Below are 22,802 nucleotides of genomic sequence, written 5' to 3' on the forward strand. Positions count from 1 at the left end.
CGCGCCCTTGTCCGACCACTGGGCCGACGAAACACTGACCCTGCTTGAGGCCCTGATTGCCCGCCCCTCCGTCACGCCGCAGGATGCAGGCTGCCTGGAGCTCATCGGCGAGCGCCTCTCCGCGCTGGGTTTTGCGCTGGAGCGCATGGACGGCGGCCCGGCTGAGGCGCGCGTGAGCAACCTCTGGGCACTCAAGCCCGGCACTGACCCCGAGGGCGAAATTCTGGTGTTTGCAGGCCACACCGATGTGGTGCCCACCGGCGACTTGAACCACTGGCACAGCGACCCCTTTGTGCCCAGCATCCGAGACGGCAAGCTCTATGGACGCGGCGCGGCGGACATGAAAACCTCGCTGGCCGCGATGGTGGTGGCCGTCGAGCACTTTGTGCGCAAGCACGCCAAGCACCGCGGCGGCATTGCCTTTTTGCTCACCAGCGACGAAGAAGGCCCGGCGCTGCACGGCACCAAGCTGTGTGTGGAACAACTGCGCGCGCGCGGCCAGCGCATGGACTACTGCATCGTGGGCGAACCCACCTCCGTGCAGCAGCTGGGCGACACCGTGAAGAACGGTCGGCGCGGTTCGCTCTCGGGGCGGCTGCGCGTGCTGGGCGTACAAGGCCATGTGGCCTACCCGCAGCTGGCGCGCAACCCCGTGCACGAAGCTGCCGCAGCGCTGGCCGAGCTGGTCGCCACCAGCTGGGACTCGGGCAACGCACATTTCCCGGCCACGTCCTTCCAAATCTCCAATGTGCAGGCTGGCACAGGCGCGGGCAATGTCATCCCGGGCGACTTCTGGGTGGACTTCAACTTCCGCTTCAGCACCGAATCCACGGCCGAGAGCCTCAAATCCCGTGTGCATGCGCTGCTGGACGCGCACCAGCTGCGCTACGAGCTGAGCTGGACACTCTCGGGCCAGCCCTTTCTGACACCCGTGGGCACGCTCAGCCAGGCGCTGAGTGCGGCCATCCTGCACCACACGGGGGTGCAGACCGAACTGTCCACCACCGGCGGCACCTCTGACGGGCGCTTCATCGCCACGCTCTGCCCCCAAGTCGTCGAGTTCGGCCCGCTCAACGCGAGCATTCACAAAATCGACGAATACGTGCCCCTGGACCAACTCGGCCCGCTGGCGGCCATCTACGCAAAAACCTTGGAAAACCTGCTGCTGTGACCCTGATTGAATGCATTCGCGCCCAAGCGGCGCTGTTGGAAGCCGCAGGCGTGTCTTTTGGTCATGGCACCACCAACGCCATGGATGAAGCCTGCTGGCTGGTGCTGTGGCGCTTGGGTCTGCCCCTGCACGCGCTGCAAGACCATGAAGCCGATGTGCTGGACGCTGCGCAACTGCAGGCCGTGCAAGCGCTGGTGCAAGAGCGCATCCAGTCGCGCAAGCCCACGGCCTACCTCACGCACGAAGCCTGGCTGCAAGGCGTGCCTTTTTACGTGGACGAGCGCGCCATCGTGCCGCGCAGCTTTATTGCCGAGCTCATTGCCGAGGCCAGCATCGACCCCTGGCTGTCTGAGCGCACGCGCCGGGCGCTGGACCTGTGCACGGGCAACGGCAGTCTCGCCATCCTGGCGGCCATGGCCTGGCCTGAACTCACGCTCGACGCCATCGACCTCAGCCCTGAGGCCTTGGAGGTGGCGCGCATCAATGTGGACCGCCACGGCCTGAGTGAGCGCATTCAACTGCTGCAGGGTGATGGGCTCATTCCCGCGCAAGGCGTGTACGACCTCATCTTGTGCAACCCGCCCTACGTCAATGCAGGCTCCATGAATGCCCTGCCCGCCGAATACCAAGCCGAGCCCACGCTGGCCCTGGCCGGTGGCAGCGATGGCATGGACTTCATCCGCCAGCTACTGGCACAAGCCCCCGCCAAACTCAGTGCTGAGGGCGTGTTGGTGCTGGAGATCGGCAACGAGCGCGAGCACTTCGAGGCCGCCTTCCCGCGCCTGGAAGTGGCGTGGCTGGAATGCAGCGCAGGCGAAGACCAGGTGTTGCTGGTCACGCGCGACGCCCTGCTGGCCCAGGGCCCGCAAAACTCAGCCGTCTAAGCCCATGATTCAGCTCAAAAACGTGGTGCTGCGACGCGGCACCAAAGTGGTTTTGGACGGCGCCAGCGCGCTCCTGCAACCCGGCGAGAAGGTCGGTCTGGTGGGCCGCAATGGCGCGGGCAAATCCAGCCTGTTTGCACTGCTGGCCGAACGCCTGCAGGCCGACCAGGGCGAGTTCGAGTGCCCCAAGCATTGGCGCCGGGCCGAGGTGGCCCAGCACATGCCCGAGACCTCGCAAGGCGCCACCGACTTCGTGCTCGAGGGCGACACGCGTTTGATGGCGGCGCGCGCGCTGCTGGCGCAGGCCGATGCCAGCGGCGACGGCCATGCCTTGGCCGAAGCCCATGTGGCTTTGAGCGATGCGCAGGCCTTCGATGCACCGTCCCGCGCGCAGACCTTGCTGATGGGCCTGGGCTTTCGTGTCGACCAGCTCGACGCCCCCGTCAACAGCTTCTCCGGCGGCTGGCGCATGCGCCTGCAACTGGCGCGCGCGCTGATGTGCCCGGCGGACCTGATGCTGCTGGACGAGCCCACCAACCACTTGGATTTGGATGCCTTGGTGTGGCTGGAGTCCTGGCTCAAGCGCTTTGAAGGCACGCTCATCATCATCAGCCACGACCGCGAGTTCCTCGACGCCGTGACGCGCGTGACCCTGCACCTGGACGAAGGCAAGCTCGCACGCTACGGCGGCAACTACAGTGCTTTTGAGACCATGCGCGCCGAGCGCATGGTGCAGCAGCAAGCCGCTTTTGAGCGCCAGCAAGACCGCATCACCCACCTGCAGAAATTCATCGACCGCTTCAAGGCCAAGGCCAGCAAAGCCAAGCAGGCGCAAAGCCGTGTCAAAGCCCTGGAGCGCATGGAGCGCCTCGCGCCGGTGCTCACCTCTGCCGACTTCAGCTTTGAGTTCCGCGAACCGGCCTCCCTGCCCAACCCCATGCTAGCGCTGAGCGGCGTGAGCTGCGGCTACCCCGGCGCCGAGCCACAGGCCGAACCCATCACCATCGTGCGCAATATCCAGCGCACGGTGCTGGCGGGCCAGCGCATCGGCATCCTGGGTGCCAACGGCCAGGGCAAGTCCACCTTTGTGAAAACACTGGCAGGCACGCTGGAGCCGGTGAGCGGCACGGTCACGCAAGGCAAGGGTTTGTCCATCGGCTATTTCGCGCAGCAAGAGCTTGATGTGCTGCGCCCGCAAGAAGGCCCCCTGGCGCACATGATCCGCCTGGCCAAGGCCGTCTCGCCCCAGGCCCGCGAGCAGGAGCTGCGCGACTTCCTTGGGCAATTCCGCTTCGTGGGCGACATGGTCAACCAAGCCGTGGACTCGCTCTCGGGTGGTGAAAAGGCCCGCCTCGTGCTGGCCATGCTGGTGTGGCAGCGACCCAATCTGCTGCTGCTGGATGAGCCCACCAACCACCTGGACCTCAACACCCGCGAAGCGCTATCGATGGCGCTCAACGAGTTTGAAGGCAGCGTCATGTTGGTCAGCCACGACCGGGCGCTGCTGCGCGAGGTCTGCGATGAGTTCTGGCTCGTCACCAAGGGCGGCATTGAGCCTTTCGATGGCGACTTGGACGACTATCAGCAATGGCTGCTGGACACCAACCGTGAGGTGGCCAAGCAGCTGCGCGAGGCTGCCCAAAACGGTGGCGCGCCTGCGGCTGCAGCACAGGGCGGCTCGCGCGAAGAGCGCAAAGCGCAGGCCCAACTCCGCGCGCGCCTGAACGAAGAAATTCGCCCGCTGCGAAAAGAGCTGGAACGCATCGAGAAAGAGCTGCCCCTGCTCACGCAGGAGCGCTCAACACTTGAAGCCGCCTTGGCCGAGGGCAGTTTGACGGCAGCGCAAATCGCCGAGCAAGGGCGCAGGCTCAAAGCTGTGGGGGATCAAATCGACAGTCTTGAGTTGCGCTGGCTGGAACTCAGCGAAGACATTCAAACACGCACCCAAGCCGCGGGGCTTTGAGCCAAGCCCCATGGGCTTGTCAGCGCTGCAGCAACTCCAGCTGCAGCGCAATGCGCGCCTTCACCGGCCCCAGGCTACCGGCGTGTGGCCACCGTCCCTCGCCCACCACCGCGCCGGCATCGCAGCGTGTGCTGCGCAGCACAGCCACGCCTTGCGCCTGAGCGCGATCCAACGCCTGTGCCAAGCCCGTTGACACCGTGCCATTGCCCGTGCCAGCCACCACCAGCCCGACCACGCCTTGCGCCAGCAGCGCGTCCACCAAGCGCCCGTCTGCGCCCACGTGGTTGAGCACGATCTCCACACGCGGCCACTGTTGAACGTCCTTCATCCAAGCTCGCAGGGCCAGAGGCGCTTCGGCCTGCTGGGGCCAGGCATGCAACTGGCGCACGGCGCCCTCCTCCATCAGCGCCAAGGGCCCGCTCTCGGGAGAGGCAAACGCAGCCACCGCGTAGCTATGTACCTTGCGCACCGCGTGCGCCGCGTGCACTTGCCCCGCAAGCAGCACCAGCACACCTTGTGCGCCGGGCAAAGCGGCCAGGCGCACGGCGTCCAGCAGGTTTTGCGGCCCGTCCCGCAGCAAAGCCGTGGTGGGGCGCATGGCTGCCGTCAACACCACAGGCTTGGACTGCGGCAAGACACGATGCAGAAAGTAGGCGGTCTCCTCCAGCGTGTCCGTGCCATGAGTGATGACCACCCCGGTCACGTCCTCGCGCTGCACATGGCTCAAAACAGCCTGCGCCAAACGCTGCCACGTCGGCACGTCCATGTCTTTGCTGTCGAGCTGCGCGAGCTGGTGGGCTTCCAAGGTGAAGGCAGCCAGCCCGGGAACTTCAGCCACCAAATCAGCAACGCCGACCTCGCCGGCCTGGTAGCCCACGTTGTCATCGCCGCGATTCGCACGCCCGGCGATGGTTCCACCCGTTCCCAGAACTACAACAGTATTTGCAACGCTTTGCATTTTTCGATAGCTGGATAAAAATACAGATACTGGATGAAAAGTCAGCCCCATTGTCGCGCACTGCGCGGAGCCGCCATCAAGCCGAGGATTCCTTTGGACAACAAAACCAAACTTACCCCCCGCCAGCAGGAAATTCTGGACCTGGTTCGCCGCAGCATCGAAACCACAGGAGCGCCACCCACGCGGGCCGAGATCGCCGCCCAGCTGGGCTTTCGTTCCGCCAATGCAGCTGAAGAACACCTCCAAGCGCTCGCTCGCAAGGGCGTTTTGGAGTTGGTGGGGGGCACCTCTCGCGGCATCCGGCTCAAGGCCGACACGCTGCAGCAACTGCACCGTGCCCGCCAGCAAGTTCAGAGCAAGTTTTCACCGCTGCAGGCCATCTCCGACGCCCTGCCCTGCGTTTTGCCCCTGGTCGGCCGCGTCGCCGCAGGCCACCCCATCTTGGCCCAAGAGCATGTTGAGCAACATGTAGCCGTCCAAGCCCATTTGTTCAGCGCCCAGCCCGACTACCTGCTGCGCGTCAAAGGGCTCAGCATGAAAGATGCGGGCATCCTCGACGGTGATTTATTGGCAGTGCGCCAAACCCGCGAGGCTCGCAACGGGCAAATCGTGGTGGCCCGGCTGGGTGACGAAGTGACCGTCAAGCGCTGGCGGCGTCAGGGGCAGCGAATCGAACTGCTGCCCGAAAATCCCGATTTTGAACCCATCATCGTTCAGGCTGATCGCGACGACATCACCATCGAAGGTATTGCCGTAGGTTTGATTCGCAACCAATTCGGTCTCTAATGGCACGCTCAGCCCTGCAAGGGGGTGGATTGTGCAGCCGTCTCGATGGTCGAGTTCTTGCTGTCGGAAGCAGGAAACCCAGGTAAGTTCTTGCACTTCACAGGACAAATAAAAAGGCCCAAGTCGTTGATTTACTTGGGCCTTTTGGATGTTCCGGGACATTACCGGAAGTACTAATGGTGGGCCGGCGTCACTTGAACCGCAGCCGGAAAGCCCCATGAACACTGTGTTTCCTCAATTCAACACCCTTGAGTTACCCGGAAAGTTACCCGGTCAGTGCGCCGCGACCTACCCGAATCGTTCCAGTTCTACCCCTCTCCACCAGACGCGCCGCACGCTCAGCCATCACCACTGAGCTCTTGCCCCGGCGCAGTGAGTCATGTTGCAACCGCCCCAACTTCCACCCCATTCATTTTTCAGCGGGAACAGCGGGATTTCGGGAACAGTCGCCGCAACTCTTTGATTTACAAGGGAAACAGCGTTCCCGGGTGGCGTTTTTGCGTTCCCGTTCCCAAATAACACCGGGAACAGGCTTGCCAGGGATGCGGGCAGCAAAAAGGGGCCATCTGGCCCCGTGGGTGTTTGGTGGGTGCGCGGCCCGTGCTTTCGCCCTAGGCGGCGCACATTTCATCGGCAAACAAGCTCGGCTTGATGTGAAACACAGGCACTGCCCCCATGCCCGGCAAGCGCTGCTTGTTGGTGTTCCGGTCCTTCTCATGGATCAGGTGCCCGCGCCTCCTGAGCACGGCAGCAACCGCCCCAGGGTCATAGCCCTTGGCCATCTCTTGGCGGAAGGCTTCGGGAAGCACCATGTATTCCACCACTGCATGGGCGCGCTCGCTGCTTTCGCTGGTGCTGTGCTTTTCCATGTAGTCGGTTGCCGCATCGAATTTCAGCGGCTTGCCGTCCGAGTCCACCAGCCGCTTAAAGCCTGCCCGGTATGGCGTGTTCGGGCGGTGGTCATCCATGGCCCGATGGCTCCAGGTAAAGAGCGCATCCCCGTTCTTCTCCAACCAGGCGCGCACCTGGCGCAGGATGGCGGCCTCTTCGCCGTTTTCCATGTGGCCACGGGCACCAAGCCAAGCATTGAAGCATTCGCGCACCGCCGCTGAAGCCTCCCCCGCTGGCCAGCCTGTCACGCCTGCTTGTGTGGCCAGTTCGCCCGCAGCGGCCACCACCGCAAAGCGATTGCCAATGCGTGCCACTTGCTGCGCGGCAGACTCGGGCACCATTTTGGCCTTTTGCGCTTCCATCTGTTGCGGTAGCTTCTCGGGCAGGGTGGCATGGTGGGCGGTCAGCCATTCCAGCCAGGCACGCCCGGCTGTGCCGTAGTGCTGCGCGGCACGTTCAATGATGGCTTCGGCCAGGGCTTGGGGCGATTCAAACCCGTGCAGGCGCTCCAAGCCGCCCATGCCCGCCCCGGCCTCTAAGGGCACATCGACAAAGCGAACCTCCTGCCCGGCACGTACCTCTTTGCCTGCTTGGCGCATGTGATCCGCAAGGCCCAGTTCCCCGGACGACAAGAACAACAGCCGCCACGTTCGCCGCCGCTTGGCCAAACCGCCCCGCGTGGCCCGGCCCTTCTCTTGCTCGTTGGCCAGCATGTAGGCGCATTCCCCCGCTACCTTGGCATCCAGCTGCCCGAACTCATCCAGGATCAAAAGCGAATCACTATGCTGAACCGCTGTGGCCTCTAAGGCATTGTCGGTGGTGCGCCACCGCTGCATGTAGCCAGGCGGGCCGAACACCGAAGCGGCCACTTTGAGCGCAGTCGTTTTGCCGCCGCTGGAATTGCCCTTGAGCTGGAAGCCCCCACTCTCCACACCAGCCAGGCGCAACAGTGGCCCCGCAAATGCACAGCACAGCGCAAAGGCCAAGCGCGAATTGCCCACGGCCAGCGCCGCGACTTCGGTTTGCCATGCCTGCAAGCTGCCCCGCTGCTTGTATTGGTCCTCTATGCCGCCTTCGCTTTGAAACACATAGCGGTGCCCCTCGCTGGTGCCCAAGGTTGCCGATGGCAGCACGTACACCGCCCCATGCCAGCCGACGCGATCCGTACAGGTGGCGCGGGCTGTGGTGCTGCGCGTGTCGATGTAGCGGGCCAGCAGGTTGCGGGCCTTGGTGCCCGGGGCCATCTGAAGGCCCATGGCGCGCAAGTACCCCGCCCACTCGCTGCCATCGCCCGCCAGCATTTGCGCAGGCATGGCCCAGGTTTTGGGGTTGCCGTCCGGGTCGGTGAACTCCAGAAGGAAGCCCCACTGGTCCGCGCCTTCGGTGCGGGTCTTGGCCGATATCACGATGGGCGCGCACACCCACTCGGGCGCGCTTTCGCGGCCCTCACGGTCGCGGCCCACGAAGTACAGGCCAGGGCTGGGGCCTTTAAGGCGCACGAAGAACGGATCATTCGGCGCGGCTCCTTCGGTCGCTGCTGGTGGCGCCTTGGGCTTGCGTTCGGGTGGCGGGGCTGGTGGTGGCGGGCCGGGTGGCGTGGCTGTGCCCGCTTTGAACTGCACCAGGGCAGCGCGCACGATGGCGGCCACGGCCTCAAGCCCGGCGTGTTGGGCCAAGTCGTTGAAGTCTGACCCCTCATCCGGCAAGCCTTCAGGGAACACCACAGCGGCGGGCGCTGTCGCACCATGCGCCACTTGCGCGGCCTGCTGTGCGTACTTGCGGCCCGGATTGGTGCCCGTGTCGGCTTGGGTGCGGCGGTCATCATCACCGCACACCAGCAGCGGCACGGCAGGGTGCGCGGCGCGCAGCGCCTCAGCCACGCGGCGCAGGTTGCCCGCATCAAACGCCACGGCCACCGGCAAGCCGCACGCCTGGTGCAAGCTCAGGGCCGTAGCCAGCCCCTCAGCCAGCAGCAGCGCAGGCGCGTTGCCCACTTCACCGCCAGCGGCAACCATGCACCACAAGCCCGACTTGCGCCCGCCTTTGAGAAAGCGCTTTTCCCCGTTGGCGTGGATGGTCTGCACGTTCCACAGCCGCCCCGCGTGGTCACGCAAGGGCACCAGCACGGCCATGCCTTCGGGCTCTTGCAGCAGGCGCACGCCTTCAGGGTTCACGCCTTTGCGCTGCATGTAGGGGCTAGTTTGGGTGGCTTGCTCGGGGGCTTGCCCACTCTCCCACAGCTTCGCCGCCGCTTGGGCCGCGCGCTCATGTGCGGCGGCTTCGGCTTGTTGCTCTTGCAGTGCTCGGGCTTGCTGCGCGGCTTGGGCCTGCTGGCGCTGCTGGTGCAGGGCTGCCAACTCCGCAGCGGTCAGGGTGCGGTCATCATCGGGGAAGCGAAAGCCGTACTGCTTGGCAATGTGGAACAGCGAACCCACGCCCACCTTGCCCCCGGCCTTGATGCCGCGCCACGTGTCGCGGGCATCTTGACTGCTGTAGTTGTCGGCTTGGGCGCTCCAAGCGTCCCAAACGTCAAAGCCACCGCTGCCCATTTCCGCCTTAACGGCCATGCCTAGCTTCACCCAGGTTTCCCGCTCCACCGTGGGCGGCACATGGTGCAGCGCATCGCGGATCAGCTCGGGGGTAATGGCGCGCGGGGGGCGTGGTTCATTGGTCTGCCGCATGGTCGGCCCCCTCGATCACGTCAGGCGAGTTTTCTTGCTCCGCTTTGCGTGCGTTGGCGTCCAATTGGTCGCACCACTGTTCGGCGCGCTGTGCCAGCAGTGCCGATGAAGCAATAGCCAGGCGGTGCAGTTGCTCCCGATGCAAGGGGCTAAGAATGGGGGCTTGTGCATCAGCCATCATGCGGCGAGCTTCGGCCTCGGCATCGTCCCGTTCCAGCATTTCAAGCACGGTTTGAACGCCTTGGGCAATGTCGCGGACCTGCCCCAGTAGGTGCGCCATCGCACTTCCCGGCATGGTTGCCCAAATGCCATGTTCGGCGGCATAGGCGCCCGGCATGCGCACCGGCTGGAAGGTGGCGGTGTTGCCTTGTGCGCGGCTCATGCTTGGCCCCCAATCTTGTTCAGCACCAGCAAGGCCACAGGCCAGCCAATGCGGCCCCGCAAGGCGGCACGCAGCACAATCACACGCGCCACGCGGCGCAGGTAGTGGGGGAACTCGCCCGCAGCGGGCGAAGCAAGGCATGCGGGCACGTTGCCGCAGGTTTTGACGGACATGGTTTCAGGCTCCTTGTTGAGCTGCTTGAAACCACCAAATTGCGTGACTAGCGCAAGTTGGTGGGGCTGGGGATAGTCACACGAAACAAGCCGTGCCGCCGTCCTTACGGGTGGGCGCTCCCAGCCCCAAAACCTTGATGAATTCGGGGCATGACACAGCCGCGCTGTCGTGGCGGCCAAACGCTTGTTTTGTGGTGTGACTAGCACCGGCGAGCAATTTAGCACGGGGGCACATGCGCTGCTGCCCAACTCCATGCAACTCAATTCAAGCCAGGGCGAAAGCAGCGTCAATTGATCCGACAAAAATCCGTCATGCCCCAGGCGCAACACCGCCAAGCGCACCCGCTGGACTTCATCGCTCAACAAAGTCACGCGGTAAAAGTATCCGTGTGCAGGGGTGCCGCCTACAAGGTTGAAGTGTTCGCCCGCGACCTCATGCCGGGCTTGCGCCATGGCCTTTGCGGCCTCTTGTTGGACTGACGGCGCGTCAGACCGTGCCCAGGCAGTGGCCCACTTCCGGGCCTCTTCGCTGGCATCCACGCATGGCGCCGTGGCGTCTGTATGGATGTCATCAGCTCGCCGCAGTTGATCCCAGGGAAGCGCAACCGATTGAGAGACAAGGGCGCCGCTAGCGCGCGCAGTCACCAACAAGCGCATGACAGGTGTTCGCCCTGGCTGCTTGGCGTCATGGATCAGGTGTAACTCTGCGCGGTAGTGCTGCCCGTTGCATTCAAAGTCGCAGGCGTACAAGTTGGGGCGCCATTCGGCCACCAAGACCTGGCGGGCGCACAACGCTAGCCAACGCGCCTCTTTTGGCGTGGAAGCGTAGGTGTCCAAGCTCTCGGCCCACAGCGAGCCATACACCGCGCCGTGCGGGCTCATGGCAATAGGCATTCCGTGATCTTGGCTTGCCTCTGAAGGTTGCAGTGCATGCAAGTGCAAGATGGCTTGCGCATCACTCATGCGCCCCCGGGCTCTTGCAAAGAGCACAAGGTGGCGCATCTGTCGCTTTTGGCGTGGGGTATAGGTACGCCGTTCGACCGGGGCGGCAAGGCGCGCCCGGGCGACGGGGTGGCGAGATTGGACCTCGCAGCTGGAAGTTTGATTCATGGCATTACGCCTGCTCGGTAGCAAGCGACACAAAGCGGAAAGCAATAGCCCAGGGCGCAGCACCAATGCCACCCCAGGGGAAGGCATCAAATGCGAAAGGCGGTCAGGGCACGAAGCGCCGCGCAGAGGGCGCTAGGGCAGGTCGATCAAGACGCGGGGGCTTTGGCTTGCCTGCTGTCGATCCAGGCCAGCACATCAACCAGGCGCCAAGCCACGGCGCGGCCTCCCACGGCCACGCAGGCCGGGAAGCGGTCGGGGCCGGATTGCTTCATCTTGGCGTACACGCTGCTGCGCGAAAGTGCGGTCAAGTTCATGACCTCGGGCAGCTTGACCAAACGGGACGACGCGCCCGCAGTGGGGCGGTCCAAGTCCTGGCCGATGGGTCGATGGGCTGCCACAGCACCCTCAATCACACAAGTTTTTCTTGTGCCTTGTGCGAATATCGCCATTTCAGACTTGACTGATTTGGCAGAAAAAATGACAGGGGTAGTAGGATTCACGTCTTGTGAACTCCTTGGGGGAACCAAGGACTCCAAAGAGGGAGCCATCCGCCAAACTTGGCGGGGGATCGCTCGGAAGCGTTCAAGCGTGAACTTGAACGCGGGTTCGACCAGGCATCGCCCGGTCGGGCTAAGTCGCTGTGGCTTCGCGTCACATCAAGGCCGGGGTGGTTGCCGCCATCTCGGTCTTCTCTTTTGAGCGACTGTCCGTCACTCGCATTTGTGCGCATCGCCTTTGGTGGCAGTACGTCTTTCCGTTAAGTCTTCTCCCGTGGTTTTGGCAGGGCTCTGTGCGCCGCTTGCCGCAAGGCCCCGAAAGGCGCTCCAACCGGCGTTCAGGCTGCACAAGCCCATATGTCTTGCTGCACGCTGATGGATGCAGCAAGACACAATGTTAGCCAACCTCATATTTGCCTAAAACTGTTTGCGTTGGTTTTTCTAGGCGCGAAGCGATGGGCTTGACTTGCTAAATGGGGTTCGCTTTCGCAGCGGCAGCGCAATGCGTCAACCCTGATTCGAGTGGTTGATAGCCCCGTCTCCGTTAGTGTTCTTGGTGTCTTCGCTCTGTCTGTTGTTGAAGTCGGGCAATTTCAACCGAACAAACTGCGCCTTGGAAGGCTCAAATCGGCGCGACTTGGATGCTGGGGGTAGGGAATATTTATGCGCACAAAGTCCCCAGTTTGTTGCCAAAATCCAACGAGATTCAGTGCCAGGGGATGCGCGGACAGTCGGCGCCGCGTCAACCGTCAACCATTACCGCAAGGCATACCGTCAACCCAGGGCGTCAACCCAGCCCGGAAAACCGGAACCGCCCACGCCACGCGGCCCGAACGACCTCACGTGTCCACGCCTCGGGAAGGACCCGCACCCGGCCTCAGCCCCTCACCCTTGAACCCCCCCGGGGGTATTTTTTGCTCGCCTCAAAAATCCGACTAACCGATCGGTCCTTGGGGTCGCACCCTGAGACTTTTGTACCCCCCTCCCTCATGCCTACCCCAGGGCGCAGCGGACGAAAGGCGGAAGGCAGGGTTTGTATATGTGGATATTGATATGAATATTGATTTCCTCATTCCTTCTTCTGTTCCCGTTGTTCCCGCTCTGTTCCCGTCTCTGTTCCCGCCCTTTTTGGGGCATCGTCTCGCTCTGCAAATGGCTTAGAACCTCTATCAATTGGGCCCTCTTGCCCGGTTTTTGTCTCCGCCCTGGCGCCGTGTTCCCGTGTTCCCGTTGCCTTCGTGCGTTTCGGGACGATTTGCGTTGATCCGTTTCCGTTGGCTGGCTTTCCGTTCTCTTTGCTGGCGCACTGCACACCCTCAAAAGTTGGCGCAATAGTGATCCCCGCCCCACCACCACCACCGCGCGGGCAAACAAAAAGGGCCTTGCGGCCCCTTGGTGTTGATGTGGCTTCAGCAAGCCGTCATGCGGCTTTGCTGGGCATGGGTAATACATCGGCCCCCTTGCGCAGCTTGTCCAAGTAATCGGCCCATGACTGCATCATGGCGCGGCGTTGGTCGGCAAACTGAGTCCGGTTGTAGGCCCGCCCTAGCGCATCACCCACCGCGTGGGCAAGTTGCGCCTCGATCACTTCGGCAGGTACGCCCAGGCGCTCTGCAATCATGGTGCGGGCCGTGGCCCTGAACCCGTGGGCCGTCATGTCGTCATTGCCGTAGCCCAACCGGCGCAAAGCGCTGCGCACTGTGTTTTCACTCATGCATCGCTGCTTGCTGGTCAGGGCCGGAAAGACAAACCGCCCCGAACCCGTCAAAGGCTCCAGGTCACGCAGGACCGCCACCGCTTGCGCTGCCAGGGGCACCAGGTGAGGCGGGCCGTCCGCCTTGTCGGCTTTCTTGCGCTTCATCACCTCAGCCGGTACGGTCAACAACCCGGCGTCAAGATCAAGCCAAGCCCATTCCATGTGCCGCAGCTCACCAGGCCGAAGCAACAGCAGCGCGGACAAGGCCAAGGCCGCCCGCGTGATTGCGTTGCCTTGATAGTCGTGCATGTCCCTCAGCAGCTTGCCAACCTGCACCGGGTCAACAATTGCCGCATGGTGCTTTGTCTGGACCGGCTGCAAGGCGTCTCGCAGGTCGGCAGCGGGGTTGCGCGCACATGCCCCGATGGCAATGCCATAGCGGAACACCTGCCCGCAGGCGTCCTTGATTCGGTGCGCCGTTTCAATTGCCCCCCGCCCTTCCACCCGGCGCAGCATTTGCAGCAACTCGGGCGCCTCAATCTCCCCGATGGGCCGCCGCCCCAGCCAAGGGAAAGCATCTTGTTCTAGTCGAATGCGGGTGCGTTCGGCATGGCCTGCGCTGACCTTGACTTGATGCACTCGGGTCAGCCATTCACGCGCGACAGCCTCAAAAGAACCTTCAGGCGGCAAACCCGCGTCCGCCAACTGTTCTGCCTGGCGCTTGCGCTGCATTGCAGCCTTTGCCTCTTGCCGGGCCGCACTAGGGTCCTGCCCATCTGCCAGCAGGCGGCGGGCTTCATCCCGCTTCGCCCGGGCTTGCGCCAACGATGTATCCGGGTACGTTCCAAGGGAAAGCATGCGCTCCTTGCCATCCAGCCAGTAACGCAAGCGCCACCAGCCCGCGCCCGTTGGCCTCACATCAAGCACCAACCCGCCACCGTCGCTGATTTTTCGCGCCTTGTCGGCCTGCCCTGCCACCTTGAGTGCGGCCCGGATCGTTTTATCTGAGAGTAGGTCGCTCGCTGCCATCTTGCTTGCCTCTAAGCCCGGCACTGAACCGGGTAACTCGGCGCGCATGTTACCCGGGTAGCTCAAGTTACCCGGAAAGTTACCCGGTCAATCGCTGGAAGCTGGCGGACTTACCCGGAAGTCAGCAGACGAAAAAAAGGCCCAAGTCGTTGATTTACTTGGGCCTTTTGGATGTTCCGGGACATTACCGGAAGTACTAATGGTGGAGCCGGCGGGAATTGAACCCGCGTCCGTAAGCCATCACCGGGCAGTTCTACATGCTTAGCCGTCTGATTTGATTCTCACGGCGTCAACGCGCAGGGGCACGCTTTGAACACCGCCAGCTGCTAGATCTCGTCCCGTGCTGTGCAGCCCAATCCGGAACCAGCCTATGTGAATGACTCAGCAGGTGTTGCCACCCCAGCCCATAGGCCAACTGTTGCTGAGCCTCGTGCTAATTAAGCAGCGAGGGCAAACTTTTCGTCGTTTGCAGTTACTTTGTTTCCAGTGGTTTTACGAGCGAACTGGTGCTCGGCATGCCCTACTCCAGATCCGCACCCACGTCGAAACCAGGTCGGCCCCTGAAAGGGTGGTTCATTATGCCATCTCAAATAGCGCCAAAAGATCTTGCGGTGCCTGAAGCACGACATCTGCGGCCCAAGTATTCACATCTGCCCCCGGCCCCAGGTAACCCCAAGCTGCAGCGACCGCCCCCATGCCTGCAGCGCGAGCAGCCTGCATGTCTCGCGCATCATCGCCTAGGTAGAGACAAAATTCTGGGTCTACACCCATGCGGACAGCAGCCTCCAGCAAAGGCCGCGGATGAGGCTTGGCATAGGGGGTGGTGTCGCCTGCAATCACCGCAGCAGCGCGCGCACTCAGCCCCAGCGCATGCACGATGGGCAGTGCAAATCGCTCAGCCTTGTTCGTCACAATGCCCCAGGGCATGCCATCAGACTCCAAGCTTCGCAGAAGGCACTCGACGCCCGCAAACAACGCCGTACGCTCCAGCATGATGCGTTCGTAGCGGCACAAAAAGTCTTGCCTCAGAGCCTCAAAAGACGCATCGTCTGGCCCCACATTCATCGCCACAGCCAACATACCGCGCGCCCCAGTACCAACGTACGGGCGCAACTGCTCCAGCGGCAGAGGGGGCAAGGCTTGCTGGTGTCGCAACTCGTTGGCGGCGGCGGCCAAGTCAGGTGCGCTATCGACCAAGGTACCGTCAAGGTCGAACAGCACAGCCCTCACCTGAGTGGCGTCCGACAGTGCCTTCGCCCTCACAGCGCCCGCCTTGTCGCCAACAGGTAGTTGACGTCGGTGTCCTCACCCAAGGCATATCGCTGCGTGAGCGGGTTGTAGCTCAGGCCACGCGCGCCAATCACGTCCAGATCAGCGTCTCTGGCCATTTGCGCGAGCTCAGCCGGTTTGAGAAAACGCGCGTAGTCGTGGGTCCCGCGCGGCAAGAGCTTTAGCACATATTCCGCGCCCACCACCGCAAACAAAAAGCTCTTGAGGTTGCGGTTGAGCGTAGACATAAACACCCAGCCACCGGGGCGCACCAGCGCATGACAGGCGCGCACAACGGATGCGGGGTCAGGGACGTGCTCAAGCATCTCCATGCATGTCACAACATCAAAGCTGCCGGCTTGTTCTTGCGCGAGCGCCTCCACCGCAATCTCTTTGTAGGCGAGCGATGTCACACCAGATTCCATGGCGTGGAGCTGCGCAACCTTCAAAGACTTCACTGCCAAGTCAATGCCCAGCACTTCGGCACCCTGCTTGGCCATGGCTTCAGCCAGGATGCCGCCGCCGCAACCAACATCCAGAACTCGCAAGCCCCGCAAGGGTGCGTAAGACTGAATCCAATCCAGGCGCAGCGGGTTGATGCGATGAAGCGGCTTGAACTCACTTTCCGGGTCCCACCACTTGTGAGCCAAGTCACTGAATTTTTGGAGCTCGTTGGTATCGACGTTTGTCATAGATGCCAAAGATATTGAAGTCAGCAGCCCGTGCAATTGCACCGAAAACCACTGGCCGGAAAATCAAAAACCCTGCTGAAGCAGCGCTGCAGCAGGGTTTATCGGCCAAGCCTAAGTAACTTGGCCGGTAAAGGCCGGAAAGGCGATTACTTGGTCACAGTGCGGGTACCAACCACTTCGATTTCGACGCGGCGGTTCTTGGCACGGCCTTCGCCAGTCTTGTTGTCAGCAACCGGCTGCTTCTCACCCTTACCTTCGGTGTAGACGCGAGTCTTTTCCAGACCCTTGCCGACCAGATAGGCCTTCACGGCTTCAGCGCGGCGAACCGACAGCTTCTGGTTGTAGACATCAGAGCCGACGCTGTCGGTGTGACCCACAGCGATGATCACTTCCAGATTGATGGCGCCAGTCTTGGACACCAAGTCATCCAGCTTGGTCTTGGCTTCAGACTTCAACACAGCCTTGTCGAAGTCAAAGAAGGCGTCAGCGGCATAGGTTACCTTCTCGCTCACGGGCTTGGCCGGAGCGGGAGCTGCAGCGGGTGCTGGTGCTGCCGCAGGAGCGGGAGCTGCCACAACAGGTGCCGGTGCAGAAGCAGGCTTCACCACAGGCTTCGGCGCGCCGTCGCAGTCCTTGGCGGCGGTAGCCGGAGTCCAGTTGCTGTCACGCCAGCACAGTTCGTTGGTGCCGTTTTTCCAGACGGTACCGTCGGTAGCACGCCAGTTATCCACGGTTTGAGCCATAGCGCCCGAAGCGGCCACAGCAGCCAATGCGAAGAGCGACGCCACGCGATTCAATTTCTTCATGATTCTCCTCTCAAGGAAAGCCGCAGTTGCCCTGCGAGTCATCCAGTTAATATCGACACCACCCAAAGGATGACCCGATATTTGGGTTTTCCCCAGGAACCGAAAGATTGTGCCATAGAGCAACAACACGCCCTCATTGTGGCGGCAGCTCATGGTGCACATGCACATGATGTTGCGATAGCGAGACAAGAACGCCCACTTAGAATCGGGGGCTCCGTTGACCTCTAGGCTGGGGCACCAGTGCCCCTTTCGCGCATGACCCAGTTCGCCAAGGAAACCCTGCCCATCAGCCTCGAAGAGGAGATGCGGCGTTCGTATCTGGATTACGCGATGAGCGTGATCGTCGGACGGGCCCTGCCCGACGCCCGAGACGGATTGAAACCAGTGCATCGGCGCGTGCTGTTCGCCATGCACGAGCTCAACAACGACTGGAACCGCCCCTACAAGAAGTCGGCGCGTATCGTCGGTGACGTGATCGGTAAATACCACCCGCACGGCGACAGCGCGGTGTACGACACCATCGTGCGTATGGCGCAGGACTTTTCGCTGCGCCACATGCTGGTGGATGGGCAAGGTAACTTCGGCTCGGTGGACGGGGACAACGCCGCAGCCATGCGGTACACCGAAATCCGCCTGGCCAAAATCGCCCACGACATGCTGGCCGACATCGACAAAGAAACCGTCGATTTCGGACCGAACTACGACGGCTCGGAAAAAGAGCCGCTCGTGCTGCCCGCCCGTCTGCCGCAGCTGCTCATCAATGGCAGTGCCGGCATCGCTGTGGGCATGGCCACCAACATTCCGCCGCACAACCTCAACGAGGTGGTCGATGCCTGCTTGCACGCGCTCAAGAACCCCGATTGCAGCATCGATGAGCTGATGGAAATCGTGCCCGCACCGGACTTCCCGACGGCCGGCATCATCTACGGCCTCAACGGCGTGCGCGAAGGCTATCGGACGGGCCGCGGCAAGGTGATCATGCGCGCCAAAGTCCACTTCGAGGACATCGATCGCGGCAACCGGCAAGCGATCATCGTTGACGAGATCCCCTATCAGGTCAACAAAAAGACCCTGCTCGAGCGCATTGCCGAGCTGGTCCATGACAAAAAGATTGAGGGCATCAGCCACATCCAGGACGAGTCCGACAAGTCGGGCATGCGCGTTGTGATTGAACTCAAGCGCGGTGAAGTTCCTGAGGTGGTGCTCAACAACCTCTACAAGCAAACGCAGCTGCAAGACACCTTCGGCATGAATATGGTGGCCCTGATTGATGGGCAACCCAAGCTCTGCAATCTGAAGGACCTCATTTCGGTGTTCCTGGAGCACCGCCGTGAAGTGGTCACGCGGCGCACCGTCTACGAGCTGCGCAAGGCCCGTGAGCGGGGTCATGTTTTGGAAGGCCTGGCGGTTGCGCTGGCCAATATCGACGAGTTCATCGCCATCATCAAGCGCTCGCCCACGCCCCCTGTGGCCAAGGCAGAGTTGATGACCCGAGCGTGGGATTCCTCACTGGTGCGCGAGATGCTGTCGCGGGCTGAGTCCGACACGCCAGGCGGCCGCAATGCCTACCGCCCCGAAGGCTTGGCGGCTCAGTTCGGCATGCAGCCCGACGGCCTCTACCGCCTCTCGGACGACCAAGCGGGTGAGATTTTGCAGATGCGCCTGCAACGCCTCACCGGGCTGGAGCAAGACAAGATCGTTGGCGAGTACCGCGACGTGATGGCGCAAATCGCCGATTTGCTGGACATCCTTGCCAAGCCCGAACGCGTGACCATCATCATCACGGACGAGCTCACCCAGCTGCGTCAAGAGTTTGGTCAGACCAAGCTGGGCGCACGCCGCAGCGTCATCGAGCACAACGCCCAAGAGCTGGGCACCGAAGACCTGATCACCCCCACCGACATGGTGGTGACGCTCTCACACACGGGCTACATCAAGAGTCAGGCCTTGAGTGAGTACCGAGCCCAACGTCGCGGTGGCCGCGGCAAGCAGGCCACCGCCACCAAGGATGACGACTGGATTGATCAGCTCTTCATCGCCAACACCCACGACTGGATGCTGTGCTTCAGCAATCGTGGGCGCGTGTATTGGCTCAAGGTCTGGGAAGTGCCGCAGGGTTCGCGCAATTCGCGCGGCAAGCCTATCGTGAACATGTTCCCGCTGCAGCCTGAAGAAAAAATCAATGTGGTGCTGCCGCTCACCGGCGAGTTCCGCAGCTTCCCTGAGGACCACTACATCTTCATGGCCACGGCCCTGGGCACGGTGAAAAAGACCTCGCTCAAGGATTTCAGCAATCCGCGCAAGGCCGGCATCATTGCCGTGGACTTGGATGAGGGCGACTACCTTGTTGGCGCCGCGCTGACCGACGGGCACCATGATGTGATGCTCTTCAGCGACGGCGGCAAGGCTGTGCGCTTCGACGAAAACGACGTACGCCCCATGGGTCGCCAAGCGCGCGGTGTCCGCGGCATGATGCTGGAGCCCGAACAGCGCCTCATCGCCATGTTGGTGGCCGAGGACGAAAGCCAAAGCGTACTGACCGCCACGGAAAACGGCTACGGCAAGCGCACCTCCATCGTGGAGTACACGCGCCATGGCCGCGGCACCAAGGGCATGATCGCCATCCAGCAAAGTGAGCGCAACGGCCGCGTGGTCGCCGCCACGCTGGTGCGCCCGGAAGACGAGATCATGCTGATCACCGATACCGGCGTTTTGGTGCGAACCCGCGTCGCGGAAATTCGTGAACTGGGACGCGCAACTCAGGGGGTGACGCTGATTGCCCTGGATGACGGTGCCAAACTGTCGGGCTTGCAACGTATCGTGGAAAACGACGCCAACGACCAAGGGGTGGATGCCCCCGAAGATGGCGAGCCGACTGCGTCAGACGAGGACAACTCTTGAAACTCCATCACCCGCTGATTTTGGCCGCCCTTTTGGGCGTGGTTCCCCTGGCTCAGGCACAAAGCACTGCAGCCAGCTCCACCCAAGCACCTGCTTCGGCCACCTCTCCCGCCAAAAAGGCACTGATTGCTAAGCTGGTGCAGTTGCAGCTCGGTGGCGGTGAAGCTGTTGCTGCGGGCCTGTTGCAAGCGCCTGTGGGGCAGCTGATGCAACGCGCTGGCAATGCCTTGCAACAGCTGCCACAAGACAAACGCGAAGCTGCCGCCAAGGCCATTGAGGCCGATGTGCGCAAGTTCCTCGACACCAACACGGCCTTCCTCAAAGAACGGGCCGTCAAGGTAGCGCCGAGCGCACTGTCTCCCGTGTTGGATGAACGTTTCAGCGAAGACGAACTGCGTCAGGCCATTGCCTGGCTGGAGTCTCCGGTGAACCGCAAGCTGAGCCAAACCATGCCGGACTTGCAGCGCACGCTGTCCGAAAAGCTCATGGCCGATGCAGGCAAGACCATGGACGAGCGCTTCAATGCGCTGCAAAACGCGGTTGGCAAGCACCTGGGTGTGGCACCCGCTGCTGGCAAGGGCGATAGCCCCAAGAAGTAAACCTGTGGCAGCGCCAGGCACAGTCCCTGGCGCTGAGCCCCCTTTAGCGTCTGCCTCGGCACCGCCCCATGACTCAGCAACGTCCGTTCAACTTTTCCGCCGGTCCGGCAGCTCTGCCCGAAGCAGTGCTGCAACGAGTGGCCGAAGACATGTTGTCCTGGCGCGGCTGTGGCATGGGCGTGATGGAGATGAGCCACCGGGGCAAAGAGTTCAAGCTCATCGCGGACCAAGCCCAGCGCGATTTGCGTCAGCTGCTGGCCGTACCCGAGCACTTCCACATCTTGTTCATGCAAGGCGGGGCATTGGCGCACAACGCCATCGTGCCCATGAACTTGGCGCAGCGCGGTGGCAGCGGCAAGGTGGACGTGGTGGTCAGCGGCTCCTGGTCGGCCAAGAGTGCGGCTGAGGCGCGCAAATACGCCGATGTGCAGGTGGTGGCCCAAGGTGCCGATGCGCAAGGCCGCTACACCGAGATCCCCTCGCCATCGAGCTGGCAGTTGCGCCGCGACACCGCTTACGTCCACGTCTGCAGCAACGAGACGATTGATGGCCTGGAAATGCACGAGCTGCCCGACTTGGCCGCGCTCGGTTGCCATGCGCCGCTGGTGGTCGATTTTTCTTCCCATGTCGCTTCTCGTCGCATTGACTGGTCGCGCATCGGCTTGGCATTTGGGGGGGCGCAAAAAAACATCGGTCCCGCCGGCTTGACCCTGGTGATCGTGCGCGAAGACTTGCTGGGCCATGCCAGCGCCACTTGCCCCTCAGCCCTGAACTATGAGGCCGTGGCCAAGGCCGAGTCCATGTTCAACACGCCGCCCACCTTTGGCATCTACGTGGCAGGGCTTGTGTTCGAGTGGCTGCTGGCACAGCAATACCGTGGCCTGTCCGGCTTGGCAGCCGTAGAGCAGCGCAACATCGACAAGGCCGCACTGCTTTACGAAGCGCTGGATGCATCGCCGCTGTTTGAGAGCCGCGTGGCCGTGGCGGCGCGCTCGCGCATGAATATTCCCTTCTTCTTGAAGGCACAGCGCGCATCCGACGCGCTGTACGAGACGTTTTTAACTGGCGCCCAAGAGCGCGGGCTGCTTCAGCTCAAAGGACATAAATCTGCAGGGGGTTTGAGGGCATCGCTGTACAACGCCATGCCCATAGAAGGCGTGCAAGCACTGGTGCGCTATCTCAAGGAATTCGAGTTGCAATATGGCTGAGCCCACGGCACCAGAACCTCAAGCCAACCCTGAACTGCTGGCATTGCGCGATCAAATCGACGCGCTCGACAGCCAGTTGCTGTCCCTGCTCAACCAGCGCGCACGCGTTGCGGAGCAAGTGGGCGAAGTCAAGCGACGTGAAGGCACACCATTCTTTCGCCCTGACCGGGTGGCGCAGGTGATTGCCAAGATTCAAAGCGCCAACCAAGGCCCCCTCAAGGACGAACATGTCAGCGCCGTGTGGCGGGAAATCATGTCCGCCTGTTTGGCGCTGGAATCTCCCCAGCGCGTCGCCGTGCTGGGCCCGGTGGGTACGTTTTGCGAGTTGGCGGCGATTGAGTACTTCGGCGGCGCGGCCGATTTGATCTACTGCGCGAGCTTTGACGAAGTCTTTCACGCCACGGCCTGCGGCAGCGCGCAGTACGGCGTGGTGGGCGTGGAGAACATGACCGAGGGCGTGGTGACGCGCTCGCTGGATTTGTTCTTGCACACGCCTGCTCACCAAATCGGTGAAGTCAGCCTGCTGATTCGCCACAACCTGCTGCGCCAGAGCAATTCACTGCAAGGCGTGCAGGCTGTGCTGGCACACCCGCAGGCCCTGGCGCAATGCCAACATTGGCTGAACAAGCACCTGCCCGACGCTGAGCGCCGCGCCGTCTCCAGCAACGCTGAAGGCGCACGGCTGGCAGCCCAGCACCCCGAATGGGCTGCCATTGCCAGCGAGCGTGCCGCCTCCTTGTTTGGCCTGCACATTGCCGCTCACGCGGTGCAGGACGAGGCTTACAACCGCACGCGCTTTGCCGTGATTTGCCTGCCGCAAACCATGGGTACGCCGCCAGCCAGCGGGCGCGATTGCACCAGCCTGATCGTCTCCGTCCCCAACCGGCCCGGTGCCATGCACGATTTGCTCATGCCGCTGAAAACGCATGGGGTCTCGATGACGCGGCTGGAGTCCCGCCCGGCGCGCACCGGGCAATGGGAATACTATTTCTACATCGACTTGGACGGGCACCCCTCGCAGCCGCATGTGGCCGCGGCGCTGGCGGAGCTGCGTCAACTCTGCGCTTTCTTCAAGGTGATTGGCGCTTACCCAATCAAGACTTAAG

At 62.5% G+C, this 22,802-nt stretch carries 17 protein-coding genes and 1 other RNA gene; 8 read left to right on the top strand and 10 right to left on the bottom strand.

The genetic code is table 11. The features are described from left to right. Nucleotides 1-7: 7 nt before the first annotated feature. Genes dapE through ACG0Z6_RS13250 form a run of 3 tightly spaced genes read left to right on the top strand, consistent with a single transcriptional unit; the run spans nt 8 to nt 4,018 of the window. Nucleotides 8-1,171, top strand: a complete 1,164-nt coding sequence (gene dapE / locus ACG0Z6_RS13240) for a succinyl-diaminopimelate desuccinylase (protein ID WP_394462163.1) — start codon at nt 8-10, stop codon at nt 1,169-1,171. Further along, entirely contained in the window at nt 1,168-2,055 is an 888-nt protein-coding gene (gene prmB, locus ACG0Z6_RS13245; RefSeq protein ID WP_394462165.1) for a 50S ribosomal protein L3 N(5)-glutamine methyltransferase, read from the top strand. Before dapE ends, prmB begins: the two co-directional genes overlap by 4 nt. A gap of 4 nt (nt 2,056-2,059) precedes the next feature. Next, nucleotides 2,060-4,018: an ATP-binding cassette domain-containing protein gene (locus ACG0Z6_RS13250; RefSeq protein WP_394462167.1), complete on the top strand. Its 1,959-nt coding sequence runs from the start codon at nt 2,060-2,062 to the stop codon at nt 4,016-4,018. 19 nt (nt 4,019-4,037) lie between these two features. On the opposite strand, the gene ACG0Z6_RS13255 is transcribed toward ACG0Z6_RS13250, so the two are convergent. Further along, nucleotides 4,038-4,895 carry an asparaginase gene (locus ACG0Z6_RS13255; protein ID WP_394462168.1) on the bottom strand — a complete coding sequence of 286 codons (858 nt, stop codon included), beginning with the start codon at nt 4,893-4,895 and terminating at the stop codon, nt 4,038-4,040. Nucleotides 4,896-5,069: 174 nt separating this feature from the next. On the opposite strand from ACG0Z6_RS13255, the gene lexA reads away from it, so the two are divergent. Continuing rightward, nucleotides 5,070-5,762, top strand: coding sequence for a transcriptional repressor LexA (gene lexA, locus ACG0Z6_RS13260; RefSeq protein WP_394462170.1), 693 nt, complete (start codon nt 5,070-5,072; stop codon nt 5,760-5,762). 611 nt (nt 5,763-6,373) lie between these two features. On the opposite strand, the gene ACG0Z6_RS13265 is transcribed toward lexA, so the two are convergent. The 9 genes from ACG0Z6_RS13265 to ompA form a co-directional block, all read right to left on the bottom strand. After that, a complete protein-coding gene (locus tag ACG0Z6_RS13265; RefSeq protein ID WP_394462172.1) occupies nt 6,374-9,334 on the bottom strand; it encodes a DUF927 domain-containing protein in 2,961 nt (986 codons plus the stop codon). Beyond that, complete coding sequence (locus tag ACG0Z6_RS13270) at nt 9,318-9,716, bottom strand: hypothetical protein (RefSeq protein ID WP_394462174.1); 399 nt, start codon at nt 9,714-9,716, stop codon at nt 9,318-9,320. Before ACG0Z6_RS13270 ends, ACG0Z6_RS13265 begins: the two co-directional genes overlap by 17 nt. After that, nucleotides 9,713-9,889, bottom strand: a complete 177-nt coding sequence (locus ACG0Z6_RS13275) for a hypothetical protein (RefSeq protein ID WP_394462176.1) — start codon at nt 9,887-9,889, stop codon at nt 9,713-9,715. The genes ACG0Z6_RS13270 and ACG0Z6_RS13275 overlap by 4 nt, the downstream gene beginning before the upstream one ends. A gap of 1,256 nt (nt 9,890-11,145) precedes the next feature. Next, a complete protein-coding gene (locus ACG0Z6_RS13280) occupies nt 11,146-11,397 on the bottom strand; it encodes a helix-turn-helix transcriptional regulator (RefSeq protein WP_394462178.1) in 252 nt (83 codons plus the stop codon). A gap of 1,519 nt (nt 11,398-12,916) precedes the next feature. Beyond that, on the bottom strand, nt 12,917-14,221 hold the full coding sequence (locus ACG0Z6_RS13285) for a tyrosine-type recombinase/integrase (protein ID WP_394462180.1): 1,305 nt from the start codon (nt 14,219-14,221) through the stop codon (nt 12,917-12,919). A 200-nt stretch (nt 14,222-14,421) separates the two neighbouring features. Beyond that, nucleotides 14,422-14,782: a transfer-messenger RNA gene (gene ssrA / locus ACG0Z6_RS13290) on the bottom strand. Between the two features lie 15 nt (nt 14,783-14,797). Then, nucleotides 14,798-15,442 carry a phosphoglycolate phosphatase gene (gene gph, locus ACG0Z6_RS13295; RefSeq protein ID WP_394462182.1) on the bottom strand — a complete coding sequence of 215 codons (645 nt, stop codon included), beginning with the start codon at nt 15,440-15,442 and terminating at the stop codon, nt 14,798-14,800. A gap of 38 nt (nt 15,443-15,480) precedes the next feature. Next, entirely contained in the window at nt 15,481-16,182 is a 702-nt protein-coding gene (ubiG, locus tag ACG0Z6_RS13300) for a bifunctional 2-polyprenyl-6-hydroxyphenol methylase/3-demethylubiquinol 3-O-methyltransferase UbiG (protein ID WP_394462854.1), read from the bottom strand. A gap of 146 nt (nt 16,183-16,328) precedes the next feature. Next, the gene (gene ompA, locus ACG0Z6_RS13305) at nt 16,329-16,988 is read right to left on the bottom strand and encodes an outer membrane protein OmpA (protein WP_394462856.1); all 660 of its coding nucleotides are present in this window, start codon (nt 16,986-16,988) and stop codon (nt 16,329-16,331) included. 255 nt (nt 16,989-17,243) lie between these two features. On the opposite strand from ompA, the gene gyrA reads away from it, so the two are divergent. The 4 genes from gyrA (at nt 17,244) to pheA (ending at nt 22,801) form a co-directional block, all read left to right on the top strand. Further along, on the top strand, nt 17,244-19,889 hold the full coding sequence (gene gyrA, locus ACG0Z6_RS13310) for a DNA gyrase subunit A (RefSeq protein WP_394462185.1): 2,646 nt from the start codon (nt 17,244-17,246) through the stop codon (nt 19,887-19,889). Next, on the top strand, nt 19,886-20,488 hold the full coding sequence (locus ACG0Z6_RS13315; protein ID WP_394462187.1) for a DUF2059 domain-containing protein: 603 nt from the start codon (nt 19,886-19,888) through the stop codon (nt 20,486-20,488). Before gyrA ends, ACG0Z6_RS13315 begins: the two co-directional genes overlap by 4 nt. Before the next feature lie 68 nt (nt 20,489-20,556). Continuing rightward, on the top strand, nt 20,557-21,696 hold the full coding sequence (gene serC, locus ACG0Z6_RS13320; protein WP_394462189.1) for a 3-phosphoserine/phosphohydroxythreonine transaminase: 1,140 nt from the start codon (nt 20,557-20,559) through the stop codon (nt 21,694-21,696). Next, on the top strand, nt 21,689-22,801 hold the full coding sequence (gene pheA, locus ACG0Z6_RS13325) for a prephenate dehydratase (protein WP_394462191.1): 1,113 nt from the start codon (nt 21,689-21,691) through the stop codon (nt 22,799-22,801). The genes serC and pheA overlap by 8 nt, the downstream gene beginning before the upstream one ends. Nucleotide 22,802: the final 1 nt, after the last annotated feature.

Origin of the sequence: Roseateles rivi, from assembly GCF_043555845.1 — a bacterium.
In the GTDB taxonomy this organism is placed as follows: domain Bacteria; phylum Pseudomonadota; class Gammaproteobacteria; order Burkholderiales; family Burkholderiaceae_C; genus Roseateles; species Roseateles rivi.

Coding starts and splice junctions, on each gene's coding strand:
- serC (WP_394462189.1), top strand. CDS start 20,557: ATGACTCAGCAACGTCCGTTCAACTTTTCCGCCGGTCCGGCAGCTCTG.
- ACG0Z6_RS13285 (WP_394462180.1), bottom strand. CDS start 14,221: ATGGCAGCGAGCGACCTACTCTCAGATAAAACGATCCGGGCCGCACTC.
- ACG0Z6_RS13275 (WP_394462176.1), bottom strand. CDS start 9,889: ATGTCCGTCAAAACCTGCGGCAACGTGCCCGCATGCCTTGCTTCGCCC.
- ACG0Z6_RS13270 (WP_394462174.1), bottom strand. CDS start 9,716: ATGAGCCGCGCACAAGGCAACACCGCCACCTTCCAGCCGGTGCGCATG.
- ACG0Z6_RS13250 (WP_394462167.1), top strand. CDS start 2,060: ATGATTCAGCTCAAAAACGTGGTGCTGCGACGCGGCACCAAAGTGGTT.
- ubiG (WP_394462854.1), bottom strand. CDS start 16,182: ATGACAAACGTCGATACCAACGAGCTCCAAAAATTCAGTGACTTGGCT.
- pheA (WP_394462191.1), top strand. CDS start 21,689: ATGGCTGAGCCCACGGCACCAGAACCTCAAGCCAACCCTGAACTGCTG.
- gyrA (WP_394462185.1), top strand. CDS start 17,244: ATGACCCAGTTCGCCAAGGAAACCCTGCCCATCAGCCTCGAAGAGGAG.
- ACG0Z6_RS13265 (WP_394462172.1), bottom strand. CDS start 9,334: ATGCGGCAGACCAATGAACCACGCCCCCCGCGCGCCATTACCCCCGAG.
- ompA (WP_394462856.1), bottom strand. CDS start 16,988: ATGAAGAAATTGAATCGCGTGGCGTCGCTCTTCGCATTGGCTGCTGTG.